5 protein-coding genes and 1 tRNA gene are annotated in these 16,219 nt (G+C 62.1%); 4 read left to right on the forward strand and 2 right to left on the reverse strand.

Features of this window, described 5'->3' with window-relative positions; translation table 11 throughout:
* Positions 1-79: 79 nt before the first annotated feature.
* Positions 80-154, reverse strand: a tRNA-Gln gene (locus DM813_RS17250).
* Between the two features lie 217 nt (positions 155-371).
* On the opposite strand from DM813_RS17250, the gene DM813_RS17255 reads away from it, so the two are divergent.
* Together DM813_RS17255 and DM813_RS17260 are read left to right on the forward strand one after the other, a co-directional pair.
* Positions 372-752 carry a RidA family protein gene (locus DM813_RS17255; RefSeq protein ID WP_128324594.1) on the forward strand — a complete coding sequence of 127 codons (381 nt, stop codon included), beginning with the start codon at positions 372-374 and terminating at the stop codon, positions 750-752.
* Between the two features lie 124 nt (positions 753-876).
* On the forward strand, positions 877-2,880 hold the full coding sequence (locus DM813_RS17260) for a peptidase U32 family protein (protein WP_128324595.1): 2,004 nt from the start codon (positions 877-879) through the stop codon (positions 2,878-2,880).
* Positions 2,881-2,918: 38 nt separating this feature from the next.
* Here the strand turns inward: DM813_RS17260 and DM813_RS17265 are convergent, their stop codons facing one another.
* A complete protein-coding gene (locus tag DM813_RS17265) occupies positions 2,919-3,821 on the reverse strand; it encodes a LysR substrate-binding domain-containing protein (RefSeq protein ID WP_128324596.1) in 903 nt (300 codons plus the stop codon).
* A gap of 153 nt (positions 3,822-3,974) precedes the next feature.
* On the opposite strand from DM813_RS17265, the gene ydiJ reads away from it, so the two are divergent.
* Positions 3,975-6,995 carry a D-2-hydroxyglutarate dehydrogenase YdiJ gene (ydiJ, locus tag DM813_RS17270; RefSeq protein ID WP_128324597.1) on the forward strand — a complete coding sequence of 1,007 codons (3,021 nt, stop codon included), beginning with the start codon at positions 3,975-3,977 and terminating at the stop codon, positions 6,993-6,995.
* A gap of 298 nt (positions 6,996-7,293) precedes the next feature.
* Complete coding sequence (locus tag DM813_RS17275; RefSeq protein ID WP_164897260.1) at positions 7,294-16,194, forward strand: autotransporter-associated beta strand repeat-containing protein; 8,901 nt, start codon at positions 7,294-7,296, stop codon at positions 16,192-16,194.
* Positions 16,195-16,219 lie beyond the last annotated feature (25 nt).

The following is a 16,219-nucleotide window of genomic DNA, read 5'->3' on the forward strand; positions in this document are numbered from 1 at the left end:
AGACGGGCTAAATGTTGGGTGCGTGCGAGTGCCGGGCTGTAATTGCCGGTTGGGAGAGGTTTGATACGGAAGAAGAAAATGGCAGGGGCGGCTGGATTCGAACCAACGCATGGCAGGATCAAAACCTGCTGCCTTACCGCTTGGCGACGCCCCTGTAGGTGTTGCGACGAGTGCCTGGCACCCGCTGGATGATATTCGCTGCTGTGCCGTGAGTGGCTCGTTGCAGGAATGCGCGGAAATTTACCAACTTTTTTCCCGTCTGGGAAGAGCCTGTACAGATAAATTGTTTTTAAAACAGCTGGTTAGTGTTGAGCGAGGGCAGGCGTCATAATGCCTGCGATGCGTTACCCCTCTATTTTCAGGAAATCCTCATGGCAAACCACGACCTGACCTTCACCCCTGATCCGGACCCGGAATCCATCTCCAGCGACGTCGTCGGCTTTGGTGGCGTGCTGGTTTCGACCCAGATCCCGACCCGTGCCGACGGCAGCCTGGAGCTGGGTGACATCACCCTGCAAAGCGAGTGCACCCTGCAGGCGCTGAAGGTGGCCTTGGAGCGGGCTGGCAGCTCGATGGACCGGGTGATGCACCTGACCATCTACCTGACCGACATGGCTGATCGCGCCGCGTTCAACGAGGTATACCAGCGTTTCTTCGCCAAACCCTGGCCTGTGCGCGCCGCCGTTGGCGTGGCCTCGCTGGCCGTTGAAGGCATGCGCGTGGAAGTGACGGCGATGGCGGCCAAGGCCTAGTGCAGCCATAGATCCCTTTAGGGGGGCTTGCTATCTGGCATGCAGCTCGGCAGCCGACGGGTGCCTGTCACGCGTTTCGCGCTACAATGCGCGCCTTGACCGTGACAAGCCTGACTAAAAAAACATGTCCTTACCCAAGCATCACCTGGAATTGCTGAGCCCTGCCCGCGATGTAGCCATTGCCCGCGAGGCCATCCTGCATGGCGCCGACGCTATCTACATCGGCGGCCCAAGCTTTGGCGCCCGCCACAACGCCTGCAACGAGGTGGGTGAAATCGCCCAGTTGGTGGAGTTCGCCCGTCGCTACCATGCCCGGGTGTTCACCACCATCAACACCATCCTGCACGACAACGAGCTGGAGCCGGCGCGCAAGCTGATCCACCAGCTCTACGATGCCGGTGTCGACGCGCTGATCGTCCAGGACCTGGGGGTGATGGAGCTGGACATCCCGCCGATCGAGCTGCACGCCAGTACCCAGACCGACATTCGCACCCTGGCACGGGCAAAGTTCCTCGATCAGGCCGGTTTCTCGCAGCTGGTGCTGGCCCGTGAGCTGAACCTGAAGGAAATCCGCGCCATCGCCGATGAAACCGATGCTGCCATCGAGTTTTTCATTCACGGTGCGTTGTGCGTGGCGTTTTCCGGTCAGTGCAACATTTCCCACGCCCAGACCGGCCGCAGCGCCAACCGCGGTGACTGCTCCCAGGCCTGCCGCCTGCCCTACACCCTCAAAGATGAGAAGGGTGGGGTGATCGCTTACGAAAAACACCTGTTGTCGATGAAGGACAACAACCAGAGCGCCAACATCCGCGCACTGGTCGAAGCAGGTGTGCGCTCGTTCAAGATCGAAGGGCGCTACAAGGACATGGGCTATGTGAAGAACATCACCGCCTACTACCGCCAGCGTCTGGATGCCGTGCTGGAAGACCGCCCGGACCTCGCGCGCGCCTCCAGCGGCCGCACCGCGCACTTCTTCCTGCCCGACCCGGACAAGACCTTTCACCGCGGCAGCACCGACTATTTTGTCAGTGAGCGCAAGATCGACATCGGCGCGTTTGACTCACCCACTTTCACCGGCCTGCCGGTCGGCGTAGTGGAAAAAGTCGGTAAGCGCGACATGCAGGTGGTCACCCACGAGCCGCTGTCCAACGGTGATGGCCTCAACGTGCTGGTCAAGCGTGAAGTCGTGGGTTTCCGCGCCAACATCGCCGAGCCTAAAGGCGAGTTCGAGGAAGACGGCGAGAAGCGCTACCGCTACCGCGTCGAGCCCAACGAAATGCCTGCCGGGATGTATCAGTTGCGGCCTAACCACCCGTTGAGCCGCAACCTGGACCACAACTGGCAGCAAGCCCTGCAAAAGACCTCCGCCGAGCGCCGTATCGGTCTGGGCTGGGTCGCACGCTTGCGTGAAGAACGTCTGGAACTGACTGCCACCAGCGAAGAAGGTATCAGTGCCAGCGTTGGCCTGGACGGCCCGTTCGGTGCGGCCAACAAGCCGGAGCAGGCCCTGGAGCAACTGCACGACCTGCTCGGCCAGCTGGGTACCACCCAGTACCATGCCACCACCATCAAGCTGGATGCGCCACAGGCGTTTTTCATTCCCAATTCGCAGCTCAAGGCCCTGCGCCGCGAGGTGATCGAAGCGCTGACCGCCGCACGGGTTGCCGCGCACCCACGTGGCGCGCGCAAGGCCGAGACTACGCCACCGCCGGTGTACCCCGAGTCGCACCTGTCGTTTTTGGCCAACGTCTACAACCAGAAGGCCCGTGATTTTTACCACCGTCACGGGGTCAAGCTGATCGACGCTGCCTACGAGGCGCATGAAGAGAAGGGTGAAGTGCCGGTGATGATCACCAAGCACTGCCTGCGCTTCTCCTTCAACCTGTGCCCCAAACAGGCCAAGGGCGTCACCGGTGTGCGCACCAAGGTTGCACCGATGCAGCTGATTCACGGCGATGAAGTGCTGACCCTGAAATTCGACTGCAAACCGTGCGAAATGCATGTAATCGGCAAGATGAAGGGCCATATCTTCGATCTGCCGCAACCGGGCAGCGTCGTGCAGCAACAGGTCGTTGGCCATATCAGCCCGGAAGACCTGCTCAAGACCATCCCCCGCGCTCCCCACTGAGTGCCAGCGAGCGTGACGTTGCTGCGTCGCGCTCGCCCTCAGTCACCCAGTTCCGTTCCCGCCTTGTCCAGCAGCCAGCCGCGAAACGCCTGCAGCGCCGGTAGCGCCTGGTTGCGCGGTGGATACACCAGGTAGTAACTGCGTGCGCTGGCATAGGGCAGGGCGGGGCAGCTCAGCTCGCCGCTGGCCAGTTCGTCGGCGATCAGTATGCGTGGCACCAGGCCAATGCCGATGTCGGCACGCACGGCCTGGATCAAATGCGAAGTCAATTCGAAGCTTGGCCCCAGGCGCATGACCTGATGGGGCAGGCCGTGGTGGGTGAACCATTCGCCCCAGGCATTGGCATTGTTGGCGACACTGAGCAGTACCTGCTGGCTGATGTCTTTTGCGCTCCAGGTGGTGCGGCTGGCAGCCAATGTCGGCGAGAGGATCACCATCAATTCTTCGGCATGCAGGCGATGGCAGATCAGCCCCGGCAACTCGCCGGTGGCGACGACAATGGCGGCGTCGATGCCGCTGGTAGCAAAGTCGACGGGCTCGATGCGTGAATTGATATGCACCAGCACATCCGGGTGACTGCGGTAGAACGCATGCAGGCGTGGCAGCAACCATTTCGAGCCGAAGGTCGGCAACGTCGCCAGGCGCAGGTTGCCGCCACCGGCCTGGTGGGCCACTGCATGCAAGGTGGCGCTGCGCACCCGTCCCAAGGCCTCGCTGATTTCGCGCTGATACAGGCGGCCGACGTCGGTCAGCTTGACCGTGCGCCCTTCACGCCGGAACAAGGTCACCCCCAGTTGTTGCTCCAGGGCTTGCACCTGGCGGCTGACGGCGCTCTGGGTCAACGACAGCTCGACCGCCGCGCGGGTGTAGCTTTCATGGCGCGCTGCGGCTTCAAATGCCAGCAGCAGGGACATGGACGGGGTGAGGTTGCGGTAATTCATTCGTAAAAGTCATCAAAGGCTGCGGGATTATCCGTTTGTGCCTGGCTCAAGGCTGCGGGATCATTGGCATCATCCACTACCTGGCGGTGTACTGACCATACCGTTTCAGCAAGTATTCATGATTAGCCTGACATAAATGAGGCCATCCCCCCGATGATCGCCCGACTGACCGGCACTGCACCGGCCACGTTGTACCCTGATTTCCTTGAAGCCCTGCGCACTGCCGGTTTCCGTGGCCAGCTCAGTGCCGACTACGCCACGCGTACGGTGCTGGCCACCGATAACTCGATTTACCAGCGCCTGCCCCAGGCGGCGGTGTTCCCGCAGGATGCCGACGACGTTGCACGTATTGCGGCGCTGATGGCCGAGCCGCGTTTCAAAGACGTCAAGCTGACCCCGCGCGGTGGAGGCACCGGCACTAACGGCCAGTCGCTGACCGACGGCATTGTTGTCGACCTGTCGCGGCACATGAACAGCATCCTTGAGATCAACGTCGAAGAGCGTTGGGTGCGGGTTCAGGCTGGTGTCGTCAAGGACCAGCTCAACGCTGCGCTCAAGCCTCACGGGCTGTTTTTTGCCCCGGAGCTGTCGACCTCCAACCGCGCCACTGTCGGCGGCATGATCAACACCGACGCCAGCGGTCAGGGCAGTTGCACCTACGGCAAGACCCGTGACCACGTGCTGGAGTTGCATAGCGTGCTGCTGGGTGGTCAACGCCTGCACACCCGGCCCTTGAGCAACGCCGAACTGGAGCAGGCCTGTGCCGAGCCAGGCCGTGCCGGGGAGGTATACCGTACCGCCCGGCAGATCCAGGAAACCCAGGCCGAGCTGATCGAACAGACCTTCCCCAAGCTCAACCGCTGCCTGACCGGCTACGACCTCGCGCACCTGCGTGACGAGCAGGGGCGCTTCAACCTCAACAGTGTGCTGTGCGGCGCTGAAGGTTCGCTGGGCTATGTGGTCGAAGCCAAGCTCAACGTGTTGCCGATTCCCAAGTACGCAGTGCTGGTCAACGTCCGCTACACCAGCTTCATGGACGCCTTGCGCGACGCCAACGCGCTGATGGCACACAAGCCACTGTCGATCGAAACCGTCGACTCCAAGGTGCTGATGCTGGCGATGAAAGATATCGTCTGGCATAGCGTCGCCGAGTATTTCCCTGCCGACGCCGAGCGCCCGACCCTGGGTATCAACCTGGTGGAGTTCTGCGGTGACGACCCGGCCGAGGTCAATGCGCGGGTCCAGGCTTTTGTCGGCCACCTGCAGGCTGATACCAGCGTCGAACGCCTGGGCCATACCCTGGCCGAAGGCGCCGAGGCCGTGACGCGGGTGTACACCATGCGCAAGCGCTCGGTGGGTTTGCTTGGCAACGTCGAGGGCGAAGTGCGTCCGCAGCCGTTTGTCGAAGACACCGCGGTGCCGCCGGAGCAACTGGCGGACTACATTGCCGATTTTCGTGCTTTGCTCGACAGCTACGGGCTGGCGTATGGCATGTTCGGTCACGTCGATGCCGGTGTGCTTCACGTGCGTCCGGCCCTGGACATGAAAGACCCGGCCCAGGCCGCACTGGTCAAGCCGATTTCCGATGCAGTGGCGGCCTTGACCCTGCGCTATGGCGGCCTGTTGTGGGGTGAGCACGGCAAGGGCCTGCGCTCGGAATACGTACCGGAATACTTCGGCGAACTGTACCCGTCTCTGCAAGCGCTCAAAGGCGCTTTCGACCCGCACAACCAGCTCAACCCCGGCAAGATCTGCACCCCGCCCGACAGTGCCCAGGGCCTGATCAAAGTCAACGAAGCGCCCATGCGCGGTGACTTTGACCGGCAGATCGATGAGCGCGTATGGCAAAGCTTTGGCAGCGCCGTGCACTGCAACGGCAACGGTGCCTGCTACAACTACGACCCTAACGACGCCATGTGCCCGTCGTGGAAAGCCACGCGCGAGCGCCAGCATTCGCCCAAGGGGCGCGCCTCGCTGATCCGCGAATGGCTGCGCCTGCAGGGGGCTGCCAACATCGACGTGCTGGCTGCGGCAAAAGGCAAGACCGCCTGGCTCAAGGGCCTGCCGGCGCGCCTGCGCAACAACCTCTCGCGCAGCAAGGGCGAGGCCGACTTCTCCCATGAGGTCTACGACGCCATGGCCGGTTGCCTGGCCTGTAAATCCTGTGCGGGGCAGTGCCCGATCAAGGTCAACGTGCCGGAGTTTCGCTCGCGCTTCCTTGAGCTTTATCACGGGCGCTATCAGCGGCCGCTGCGCGACTACCTGATCGGTTCGCTGGAATTCACCATCCCGTACCTGGCGCATGCGCCGGGCCTGTACAACGCGGTGATGGGCTCGAAATGGGTGAGCAAGCTGCTTGAGCGCCACGTCGGCATGCTCGACAGCCCGTTGATCAGCCGTTACAACTTCCAGGCCACCCTGACCCGTTGCAATGTACGCGTGGCCAGTATCCCGGCCCTGCGCGAACTTACCCCGGCCCAGCGTGAGCGCAGCATCGTGCTGGTTCAGGATGCGTTCACCCGCTACTTTGAAACCCCGGTGCTGGCGGCGTTTATCGACCTGGTGCATCGCCTCGGCCACCGTATCTACCTGGCGCCTTACAGTGCCAACGGCAAGCCACTGCACGTTCAGGGCTTCCTCGGGGCCTTCAACAAGGCGGCGATCCGCAACGCCCGGCAACTCAGCGCCCTGGCCGATTGCGGGGTGCCGTTGGTGGGGCTGGACCCGGCCATGACGCTGGTGTACCGCCAGGAGTATCAAAAGGTGCCGGGCCTGGGCGACTGCCCGAAAGTGGCGCTGCCTCAGGAATGGCTGATGGACGTGCTGCCCGAGCAGCCTGGCAAAGCCACTGGCACTTTCCGCCTGATGGCCCACTGCACCGAGAAAACCAACGTGCCCGCCAGCACGCGCCAGTGGGAACAGGTGTTTGCCCGCCTGGGCCTGAAGCTGGTCACCGAAGCCACCGGCTGCTGCGGCATGTCCGGCACTTACGGTCACGAAGCGCGTAACCAGGAAACCTCGAAGACCATCTTCGAACAGTCCTGGGGAACCAAGCTGGACAAAGAGGGCGAGGCCCTGGCTACTGGCTATTCTTGCCGCAGCCAAGTCAAGCGCATGGCCGACCGCAGTTTGCGCCATCCTCTGGAAGTGGTGCTGCAACAGTTGAGCCGCTGACGATCAGGCAGCGTTGTTCAGGGTTCGCCTTGGTCAACGCTGCTGTTTACGTGCTCTTGGCCGTCGCGCAGGTCAGCCGATAACTGAAATTATCAAGCGCTTTCCAACCGTCAAAAATTCAGATCGCTCTATTTCAGGGTTTTTCAGATAGCGTCAAAAAAATGGGAAAAATGCCATAAAAAATATGGCGAATTGCTATCAAATTTTCCTTTGTCTTGTTGTATCGTTCGCCGGTTTGGCTCCGTGCCCTGTGCTGTACCACCGGGAATTTCTCTTCCAAGACAAGGAAGTTACTGCAATGAATCATGTGTTTGCGTTGGTATGGAATGCGTCACAGGGCGCCTGGACTGTCACCCATGAGTACAGCAAGCGTTGCGGCAAAGGCACTCGACGCCTGAGCAAGCTTGTGCTGGCTTCACTCTTGCTGAGTACGGGTTTCAGTTCGTCGGCGTTCGCCGCTTGTGCCGTGACCAATCTGGTTGTGGACTGCTCCGGTATCGCTCATCCACTCATCGCCAACAACTTTTCCAGCCCGCTTGATGGCCTGACGGTCAATGTAATTCCGGGTTCGTTGATGACCGCGCCGATTGGCGGCACGGCGATGAACCTCACCGGTAACAACATCACCCTCAACAACTGGGGGGCCATCGACCCGTCGGCTGTTGGCCTGGTTAGCCTGCTCAGCAACGGCGCAGTGATCGGTAATGGCCTCTCGGGGGCAGTGCTAATCAACAATGAAATGACGGGAAGCCTCGTCGGCACTGTCGGCTTGATGGGCCTGGACCTCTACACCCTCCAGGGCATGGCGCTCAACGTTAACAATGGTGCTTCTGGCTCCACCACTATTGTCAATAACGGCACCATCAGCTCCAGGGCCCTGCTGGGGCTCTCCGTGTTGGGCGCCGACGCACCGGTGGTGGCCGTTCATGGCGGCTCCCAGGTCAACATGACCAATAACGGAACCGTCATTGGCCGGATCGCCTTCGAGGCCTCGCCTGACGGCAACACCTTCGTCAATGCCGGCTCCATCCAGGGCAGTGTGTCGCTCGGTGCTTACAGTACCGGCACCAACCGTTTTACAGCCATCACCGGCTCCAGCGTGTCAGCGGGTGGAGGCATTGGTTTGAGTCTGGGTGGTCCGCCAGGGAGCGACTTGACCTTCGCTGCTACCGGACAGGTCGACGGCGGTGCTGGCGGCAACGCCGAACTGATCCTGCAAAACAACCCGCTCGGTGTTGGTGGTGGTCTCGGGGGCAGCGGCACGGCGTCCAGCGCTAACTACGTCAACTTCAACCAGTTGACCGTCAACAGCGGCACCTGGATGTTGCAGGGGCCCTTGACGAGTGGCTCTACAAGACTCAATGGAGGTTTAGCCCGATTCGACAACAATGGCGCATTCGGTAGCGGGGTGTTGACCTCCAATGGCGGAGCCATCGAAGCGGTTACCAACGGCCTGACTCTTTACAATCCGATTGATGTAGGGCCGTTTGGCGGTCTGACCGTGGCCGGTGATAATTCCCTGGCGCTGGCCGGCGGGATCTATGGGGTGGGTGGCCTGACTAAAGTCGGCACGGGCAACTTGACACTAGCGGGTACTAACGCACTCTCAGGCCCGTTGAACATTCAAGCGGGTAGTGTCACGACGCTCTTCAACAACTCATGGGCATACACCCCCAGCGTCAACGTAAGCGCTGGCGCCAGCCTCAACCTCTACAGCGATTTCACTATCGGCTCCTTGGCCGGTAGTGGCAGCGTACGGACCGCTGTCGGCACCTTGACCGTGGGCGGTGACAACACGACTACCACCTTTTCCGGTGACCTCAGTGGTACCGGCAATCTGAGCAAAACCGGCTCGGGAGCCCTGAGCCTGACTGGAACCAATACCTACACCGGTACCACCTCGATCAATGCAGGCACCCTGTACCTCAGCGGTTCACTGGCCAGCTCGCAAGTCAACGTGAACTATGGCGCTGCCCTCATAGGGAATGGCACGTTGTCGGGTGCGCTGAGCATCAACAATGGCGGTTATCTGGCGCTGTCCTCGGGTAGCACCCTGACAGCCGGTTCACTGACCCTTAACGCCAACAGCAGTCTGGGAGCCATGCTGGGTGCGCCTTCGACCACTCCGCTGCTCAATGTCGGTGACCTCACGCTGGACGGTAACCTCAATGTCACTGACACCTTTGGCTTCGGCGCTGGTGTGTATCGTCTGATCAACTACACCGGTAGCCTGGTCGATAACGGCCTCGAGCTGGCCGGCCTGCCAAATGGCTTTGGTCTGAGTGATCTTGTGGTCCAGACGGCAATCGGCAACCAGGTCAACTTGCTGGTGGCGGCGCCCGACCAACACATTCGTTTCTGGGACGGCAGCCAGACTATCCCCAATGGTGTGATCGACGGTGGCAGCGGAACCTGGAATGCGCTCGGTACCAACTGGACCGACGTCAACGGCATAGTCAACCAGACCTGGGCGGGCGACTTCGCGGTGTTCCAGGGCACCGCCGGTACCGTGACCGTGAATGGCACCCAACTGCTGACCGGCATGCAATTTGTCACTGATGGCTACAACCTGGTCAGCGGTGCGGCGGGGCAGCTGACAGCGGTCAACGGCACCACGGCAGTGCGGGTCGATTCGGATGTGACTGCGACGGTTGGCGTCGCTATCAACGGTAGCGGCACCCTCAACAAAATCGACAGCGGTACCCTGGTACTCAGCGGCGCCAATACCTATACCGGCGGTACCCTGCTCAGTGGCGGTACGCTGGTGGTGGGCAGCAATAATGCGCTTGGCTCGGGACAGTTGACTGCTGCAGACGGTACGCAACTGAACAGCAGCACGAGCGTGGTTCTGGGTAACGCCCTGACCCTCGCCGGCGATCTCAACGTCAGCGGCAGCAATGCGCTGACCCTCAACGGGGTGATTGGTGGTGTCGGCAGCCTGACCAAAAACGGGGCCAGCCTGCTTACCTTGGGTGCCAACAACACCTTTGTTGGCCCGGTACTATTGAATGGCGGCGGGCTGGTGCTGGGCGCCGACTCGGCATTGAGCACGGGCATACTGTCTACGGCCGATGGCACCACGCTGGACGCCAGCACGGCGGTCGCCCTGAGCAACACGGTCCTTGTGACGGGCAACCTGGGCATTGGCGGCACTGCCGACCTGACGCTGAATGGCTTCGTTCTCGGTAATGGCGGCCTGATCAAGTATGGCGCGGCTGGCTTGACCCTGAGCAATTACAACGCTTACATCGGTGGTACCACGCTCACTGCTGGCACGCTGACTGTCGGCAGCAACGGTGCGCTGGGGATGGGCAACCTGAGGGTAGCGGGTGCGTCTAACCTGGACAGCAGCACAGCTGTCAGCTTGAACAATTATCTGGAACTCGACGCAACCCTGACTAACACCGCCAGCAATGACCTGACCCTGGGCGGTGTCATCAGTGGCGCCGGCGCCTTGAGCAAAAGCGGTAACGCCAACCTGACGCTCAACGGCCTCAATACCTACCAAGGTGGCACCACGTTGAATGCCGGTACCCTGACGCTAGGCACCGCCAGCGCACTGGGCAGCGGCGCACTGACCGCCACCGGCAATGCGACCCTGGACACCAGCGCTGCGCTGCTGCTGGCCAACAACGTCAATGTCAACGCCAACCTGAATGTGGCAGGTAGCAACCATCTGACCTTGGCCGGTGTAGTCGCCGGCGCTGGTACCTTGAGCAAAAGCGGGCAGGCCGACCTTACCCTGACAGGTAACAACACCTTCAGCGGTATGTTCGATGTAACAAGTGGCCGGCTCTTGACGCTAGGCAACAATGCACTGGGCAACGACTCCAGTGCCAACGTCGACGCCTCTGCCAGCCTCAATCTTGGCGGCAACGCCAGTCTTGTGGCGTTGACCGGGAATGGTTCAGTGCAGACCCTTGCCGGTAATACCCTGACGCTTGGCGGGATAAACCATACCGGTACCTTCGATGGTTCCATCGTTGGTGGTGGCAACTTGAGCAAAGTCGGCAGTGGCACACTGACCTTGAGCGGTATTAACGGCATTACCGGCACCACCCAGGTCAATGGCGGTACGCTGAACCTCAGCGGTTCTCTGGCCAGCACGCAGCTCACCGTTACCAGTGGCAGCACCCTTACCGGTGACGGAACGGTGCTCGGTGCGGTCAGTGTCAACAATGGCGGGCACCTGGCGCTGTCTTCGGGCAGCACCCTGGCGACCGGCTCGTTGATTCTCGGCGCCAACAGCAACTTCGATGCAACGCTGGGCGCGCCTACGCTCACGCCACTGCTCACGGTCGACGGCAACCTCTTGCTGGACGGCAACCTGAACGTCACTGATGCAGGAGGCTTTGGTGTCGGCGTGTACCGTTTGATCGACTACACCGGTGCCCTGATCGACAACGGCCTCGAGTTTGCCGGCCTGCCGAACGGTTATGGCCTGGGCGACCTCGTGCTTCAGACGGCAATCGGCAGTCAGGTCAATCTGCTGGTTTCGGCGCCTAACTACGACATTCGTTTCTGGGACGGCAGCCAGAGCATTGCCAACGGCTCGGTAGAGGGTGGCAGCGGTACCTGGGATGCGGGCGGCACCAACTGGACCAGCGTCAATGGCACGATCAACCAGACATGGGCCGGCGACTTCGCGGTGTTCCAGGGTGCCGCCGGTACAGTGACGGTGAACGGCACTCAGCTGCTGACCGGCATGCAATTTGTCACTGATGGCTACGACCTCGTCAGCGGCACGGCGGGGCAGCTGACGGCGGTCAACGGCACCAATGGCACCACGGCGGTGCGGGTCGATCCGGGCGTGACTGCGACGGTTGACGTCGCTATCAACGGTAGCGGCATCCTCAACAAACTCGACAGCGGCGCCCTGGTGCTCAACGGCGCCAACACCTATACCGGCGGTACCCTGCTCAATGGCGGCACGCTGGTAGTGGGCAGCAATAATGCGCTTGGCTCGGGACAGTTGACCGCTGCAGGCGGTACGCAACTGGACAGCAACACCGCCGTCGTTCTGGGCAACGGTGTGACCCTTGACGGCAACCTCAACGTCAGCGGCAGCAATGCGCTGTCGCTCAACGGTGTGATCGATGGTGTCGGTGGCCTGACCAAAAACGGGGTCAGCCTGCTCACCTTGGGGGCCAATAACACCTTTGTTGGCCCGGTGCTATTGAATGGCGGCGGGCTGGTGCTGGGTGCCGACTCGGCGTTGGGTTCAGGCACATTGGCTGTGGCCAACGGCACTACGCTGGACGCCAGCACGGCGGTCGCCCTGAGCAATGCAGTCAACCTGACGGGCAGCCTGGGCATTGGCGGCACTGCCGACCTGACCTTGAACGGGAACGTCAGCGGCAATGGCAGCCTGATCAAGTACGGTGTGGCGGGCTTGACCCTGACCGCTAACAACGCCTACTCCGGTGGCACCACGCTCTTTGCCGGCGCGCTGACCGTCGGTAGCAACAGCGCGTTGGGGCTGGGTAACCTCACTGTTGGCGGTGCATCGACCCTGGGCAGCAGTACGGCCGTCACCCTGGGCAATGACGTGCTGCTCAATGCCAGCCTGACGAACGTGGGTAGCCATGACCTGACCCTGGGCGGTGTCATCAGTGGCAGCGGTGGCCTGAACAAAAATGGCAACGCCAACCTGACACTCAATGGCGCCAATCTCTTCCAGGGTGGCACGCTGTTGAACGCTGGCACCCTGACGCTCGGCACTGCCAGTGCACTGGGTAGCGGCGCAATGACCGTTGCCGGCAATGCGACCCTCGCAACCGGTGCACCGCTGGTGCTGGCCAACAACGTCAACGTCAACGCCGACCTGAACATCGCCGGGGTCAACAACCTGACCCTCGGTGGCGTAATCGCCGGCGCCGGTACCTTGAGCAAAAGCGGCCTGGCTGACCTGACCCTGTCGGGTAACAACACCTTCAGCGGTACCTTCGACGTCTTGAGCGGCAGCCTCTCCACACTGGGCAACTCGGCGCTGGGCAACGACGCCAGCGTCAACCTCGGCTCGGGTGCCGCGCTGAACCTTGGCGGCTCAGCAAACATTGCCAGCCTGAGCGGCGGCGGTACTGCAAACGTTGGTGCAGGCAACACACTGAGCCTCGGCGCCAGCAACCTGAGCAACACCTTCGTGGGTACCCTTAGCGGTAGTGGTGCGCTGGCCAAGCTTGGCACGGGCACCCTGACCCTGAGCGGGAGCAACACCCTGACAGGCGGAACCACGATCGATGCCGGTACCCTGAAGGTCGACGGTTCGCTGGACAGTGCCCATGTGCAGGTCAATAGCGGTGCCACCCTTACCGGCAGTGGCGCCCTGGGAGGGGCTGTTACTGTGGCCGACGGCGGGCACCTGGCGGTGTCCAGCGGTAGCACCCTGGCGATGAACGCGCTGGTGCTGGAAAACAACGCCAACCTTGATGTCGACCTCAGCGCCCCGGTGACCGGGGGCGGCAACGGCCTGCTGGATGTGGCGGGCAACCTGACCCTCGACGGCACCCTGAATGTCAGCGACCTCGGCGGCTTCGGGACCGGTGTGTACCGCCTGATCAACTACACCGGCACCCTGACTGACAACGGTCTGGCGATCGGCAGTGTGCCGGGCAACGTGACGCTGGCTGACCTGCAGTTGCAGACCGTCATCGCCAACCAGCTCAATCTGCTGGTCGCTGCGCCTGATGTCACCGTGCAGTTCTGGGATGGTGCTCAGCAGCTGAGCAACGGCGCTGTGGACGGCGGCAGTGGCAGCTGGGGAGCTGGCAACGCCAACTGGACGTCGGTTGACGGGACCTCGAACCACGCCTGGGCCCAGAACTTTGCAGTGTTCCAAGGCACACCGGGCACGGTCACGGTAAACGGCACGCATGGCCTCACGGGCATGCAGTTTGTCTCCGATGGTTACCATCTGGTTGCCGGCACTGGCGCCGAGTTGACGTTGAACAATGGCAGCCTGGGCACGGCGTCGGTACGAGTCGACCCTGGCGCTACGGCGACAATTGATGTCGCGATCAACGGTGCCGCCACACTGGGTAAATACGACAGCGGAACCCTGGTCCTCAATGGCAGCAACGGCTACACAGGCGGCACCGCTCTGAACGGCGGTACGCTGGTAGTTGGCAATAACAATGCCCTCGGTGCTGGCGGCCTGACAGTGGCGGATGGCACCACGCTGGACAGCAACACTGCCGTGACCCTGGGCAATGCGGTGGGGCTCAACGGCAGCTTGACCCTGGCCGGTAGCCATGACCTGACCCTCAGTGGTGTGATCAGCGGTAGCGGCACCTTGAACAAGCAGGGCGGCAGTGAGTTGACCCTGAGCGGCAACAACACCTTCAGCGGAGCGCTCAATGTACTGAATGGCACCCTGAACCTGATCGGCAACACCGCGTTGGGCAACGCCAACCTGAATGTCGCTGACGCGGCATCGGTCAGCGTCGGCGGCCTCAACATTCTCAATGCACTCGGCGGCACCGGTGCGCTCGCGCTATCGGCGGGCAGCACCCTGCAGGTCGGGGCTAGCGGTGCCAGCAGTGTCTATGACGGCACCATTAACGGTTCAGGCCGTCTGGTAAAAGTGGGCGATGGCAAGCAAGTACTCAATAACAGCGTGACGCTGGGCGGCGGCACCTTGGTCGCCGACGGCAGCCTGATCGTCGGCGGTGCGGCCGGCTCCAGTGCGCTCCTGGGCAGCAATGTCGATGTCACCCAAGGGGCCATGCTTGGTGGCCACGGCCGCATTGTCGGTGATGTCGAACTGCGCAGCGGAGCAACCCTGAACCCAGGCAACTCCATCGGTACCCTGACAGTCAATGGCGACATCAGCTTCGACAGTGGCTCTACCCTGGTCATCGAGGCCGATCCTGACGGCCGTTCCGACCGGGTGGTTTCCACCGGAACCGTCTCGCTGGGCGGCTCGAACCTGAGCGTTCTGGCCGGCACCGGTAGCTGGGCGCCAAGCACGCAGTACAACATTATCCAGGCCGGCAGCTTGAACGGTACCTTCGGCAGCGTCAGCAGCAACCTGGCGTTCCTGACGCCGCAGCTGACTTACGCCAGCAATGGGGTGACGCTGAACCTGGCGCGCAACGACGTCGCCTTCACGTCGGTTGCGCAGACTTACAACCAGCGCGCCGTATCCGGTGCGCTGGATGCCGCCGATGCCGGTGGCGTGTATGACGCCATCGCTGTGCTCAGTGCCGATGAGGCGCGTGCGGCTTACGACAGCCTGTCCGGCGAAATTCACGCCAGCACCCGCGGCGCGCTATTCGACGACAGCCGTTACGTGCGTGATGCAATCGGCACGCGCTTGCGCAGTGCCCAGGGCCAGGCCCCCGGCGAAGGTATTCTGCACGTCGACGCCGACAGCGGCATGACCTTCTGGGTACAGGGCTACGGCGGCTGGGGTGACAGCAACGGCAACCACAACGTTGCCGATCTGGACCACAACAGCCAGGGCATGTTGCTGGGTGTCGACATCCCGTTGAACGACACCTGGCGTGCAGGGCTGGCGGCCGGCTATGGCAGCAGCGACCTCGACGTCGATGGCCGCAACTCGTCCGCACAGGTCGACAGCACATCGCTGACGGCCTACCTGGGCGGCCAGTGGGAGGCGCTGCATGTGCGCCTGGGCGCCTCTTATGCCTGGAATGAGGTCGACAGCAGCCGTCACGTCAAGGCCGGCAGCCTGCAGGAGCACGTCAAGGCGAACTACGACGCCAGCACCCGTCAGGTGTTTGGCGAGTTGGGCTATGCCGTACAGGCCGGTGATCTGACCCTGGAGCCGTTCGTGGGCCTGGCCCATGTTGAAGTGAGCACTGACAGCTTCAGCGAAAAAGGCGGCAGTACCGCGCTGAAAGGTGATAGCGAGAAAGACCGTGCCACCTACACCAGCCTCGGGGTGCGCGCTAGCACTCCGGCAGCCGACGTGGCCGGTGTGCCGGTCAGCGTACAGAGCAGCCTGGCCTGGCAGCGAGTGCTGGATGAGCCCGGCGAAAGCAGCCGCATGACCCTGGCGGGCTATGACAGCTTCACCGTCAAGGGTGTGCCGGTTGCTCAGGACACCGCTCTGGTACAGCTCGGGGTCAGCGCTAAAATCGCGCCGCAAGCGAGTGTCGACCTGGGCTATTCCGGGCAGCTCGGCGATGGCTATAGCGATCACGGCGTACGCCTGGGGCTCAACATCGCGTTCTAGGTACAGGAGCCTGCGCGGTGCACTA

It is taken from the genome of Pseudomonas alkylphenolica (assembly GCF_004025535.1).
Lineage (GTDB): Bacteria > Pseudomonadota > Gammaproteobacteria > Pseudomonadales > Pseudomonadaceae > Aquipseudomonas > Aquipseudomonas alkylphenolica_A.

What these genes read in the sequence shown, in the direction of transcription:
- DM813_RS17255 (WP_128324594.1), top strand. Translation starts at nt 372, where the DNA reads ATGGCAAACCACGACCTGACCTTCACCCCTGATCCGGACCCGGAATCC.
- DM813_RS17260 (WP_128324595.1), top strand. Translation starts at nt 877, where the DNA reads ATGTCCTTACCCAAGCATCACCTGGAATTGCTGAGCCCTGCCCGCGAT.
- DM813_RS17265 (WP_128324596.1), bottom strand. Translation starts at nt 3,821, where the DNA reads ATGAATTACCGCAACCTCACCCCGTCCATGTCCCTGCTGCTGGCATTT.
- ydiJ (WP_128324597.1), top strand. Translation starts at nt 3,975, where the DNA reads ATGATCGCCCGACTGACCGGCACTGCACCGGCCACGTTGTACCCTGAT.
- DM813_RS17275 (WP_164897260.1), top strand. Translation starts at nt 7,294, where the DNA reads ATGAATCATGTGTTTGCGTTGGTATGGAATGCGTCACAGGGCGCCTGG.